Origin of the sequence: Corynebacterium sp. HMSC062E11 (assembly GCF_001811845.1) — a bacterium.
GTDB lineage: Bacteria > Actinomycetota > Actinomycetes > Mycobacteriales > Mycobacteriaceae > Corynebacterium > Corynebacterium hesseae.
This window is the reverse complement of the sequence record NZ_KV806817.1, coordinates 1-2,426: the sequence shown is the minus strand read 5'-3', so window position 1 is coordinate 2,426 and position 2,426 is coordinate 1. Positions and strand designations below refer to the sequence as shown.

Annotated in this window: 1 protein-coding gene and 1 pseudogene; both read right to left on the bottom strand. The window is 54.8% G+C overall.

What is annotated here, in order from left to right:
• Positions 1-32 precede the first annotated feature (32 nt).
• Positions 33-611 (bottom strand): annotated as a pseudogene (locus HMPREF2822_RS09040) (ATP-binding protein); the annotation flags it as partial.
• A gap of 20 nt (positions 612-631) precedes the next feature.
• Positions 632-2,239, bottom strand: coding sequence for an IS21 family transposase (gene istA, locus HMPREF2822_RS09035; RefSeq protein WP_070523940.1), 1,608 nt, complete (start codon positions 2,237-2,239; stop codon positions 632-634).
• Between the last annotated feature and the right edge of the window lie 187 nt (positions 2,240-2,426).

Sequence of the window (2,426 nt, the reverse complement as noted above, 5' to 3'; positions counted from 1 at the left end):
CACTACGTGTCCACGATTTGCGGGCAACCCCAGTCGAATATGATCTTGGTTAGGTCTTCTTGCCCGCGCTGGTTGATGCTGATGGTCATAAAGTCGTCGATGATAAGGACATCGACGTTGATCAGTTTCCGCATCTTATCGAGGTAGTTTTGGTCAGTCGGTGAGAAGACCGCCAGCATGTCTACAAGTTGGTCCAGCCGGTAGTACGCCACCGAGTATCCAGCCTTGCACGCGGCGATGCCGATGGCGCAGGCAATGTAGGTCTTGCCTGTTCCCGTCGGGGCGAGGATGTGAATATTGGTCGGGTTTTCCCGCCAGTTAGTGGCTGCGATTCGTTTCAACTGGCGCATGTTGATACCGCGTTGTTCTGCCCGGGTGACTTCAGCAAGGCTCGCATCCGGGTATCGGAATTTAGCCTGGGTAATGGCCTTGGCAATGTTGCGCTGTTGGCGTTGTGTGTAAGCTTCTTCGACTGCGGCGAGGAAAATGTCTTCTGGTAGCGCATCCGCATAGGCCTCGTCGTTGACAACCTCGTAGAAGACATCAGCGAAGGTCGATACGCGAAGCTTGCGCATTTTCGCCCGCACAATTTCGTCGTCGATGCTGCTCATGGTTTCACTCCTTATTGCTTCTAGTTTTCGTAGTGGTCAGCAGGCCGGATAAAGACGGCATCGGCCACCTCACCGGTAAGCGGGGTACTTGGGCGTGGTTGGCGCTTGGCCACAGGCTGTGGTTTTGCCCCTGGTGGCCCGGGATGTTGTTGGGCGTGGGCAATGTCAGTCTGGATGCGTTTGATCACTGCCATCGTGGGGGCCAGCTTCTTGTCTAAGACCTGCTGGCATGCCGGTTCGAGGGTGGCTTTGTTGTGCTTTTTGCCCAGGTTGGCCAGCACGTTGCGTGCCTGAATGAGTCCGCGGGGTACGGCGGCACTATTGCGGTCGAGGATCATCGCTATGACTGCGTGCGTTGCTGCCCCAAACGACGAGGCCCAGGCCAAGAGCTCATCACGGGTAAGCGCCTTGTGGCCTTCATCGTCGCCACATGGGCCATGCTGAGGGTTGGTGGAATACCGGTATTTGAATCCGTGAAGGCGCGTGTGTTCAGCAACAAGCTGCTCCCCGTTGAAGATGCTTACTAGTTGCGGGGTGAGCCTGACTGTTACCGATTCTCCCACCAGCTGAAATGGCACTGAGTAGTACTGGTAGTCACAGGTGATGTGCCAATTGCGGTCGACTTTGAGCCTCTTATAAGACACTTCCGTAAACGGCGTCGGCGGAAGATCCCGCATCATTGGTGCCTCTTCTTTATCAAAGCGCATGCGCCGTGTTGAGCCATCAGGCCGCGTCATTGCGCTGTTGATATCAGCAAGACGGTCAGCGATCGCCTCATTAAGCTCATCAAGGCTATAGAAGACCTCGTTGCTGAAGTAACCCAGGATTTTGGTGTAAGTGATTTTCACGGCACGCTCTACCGCTGCCTTGTCACGAGGCCTGCCGGGCCTAGTCGGCACAATCGTGACCCCGTAATAGTCAGCAAACGCTGCGTAGCGGTCAGTGACCATCCGGTATGTAGAGGTCTTCTTTGGCCGATAAGTCGCCGTAGAAGCATTATCTGGCACGATGACCGCTGGTACTTTGCCAAGATAGTTCAACGCCTTAACATGGCACTCAATCCACGACGGCATCTTCTCGTTCGCAGCGGCCGTGACGTACATCAGCCCTGAGTATGGGCTGACCGCGACGAACAATGACGCCTTGAACGCTGTATCACCACTGGCCTGATCTACTACAGGCACTTTGTCACCGGCCCAGTCGACATAAAGCTCTTGACCTGGCTCATGGGTGACAACTTCAACGAGATCATTGGCACGCAGAAACTCATTGAGCCCACTGCAGAACTGGGAGTACTGGTACTTTGTCTTATCCGTCGGACACGGCTGCGACACGTAGTCCATCCACAGCTTATGCCTGGTCACATGCTTTGTACTTTTCAGCTTGCGTGCAAGAGCGTGAAAATCAGGCTGGTCGTAGGCCATCGTCCGTTTACTCCGGCCGTCGCTGAATCGATCATCGAACCATCCAGGTGGAAGTTGACGGAAACGCTCTAGAGTTAGTTCCTCATCGTTGATGACTTTCTTTGCTCGGGATACTTCTCGTCGTGAACATCCCAATGCGTGTGTGATCTGCGCGTAGCTAGCACCATCAAGGCACATCGCGATGATCTGTTTGAAGTTGGCCACAAGGACCAGCTCCTTCCAAGTAGAAGTTGACGCAACACCACCGGATCGTGGTGCCGCCAACATCAACTATGAAAGAAACCCCCTTGCAGTACCGGATACGCGGAACACCGGTACCAACTACGCGGACTCGCGGTACCAACTACCCCAAATCGACACCCGGACTGCGGACAGCCAGGCAAGTTACGCG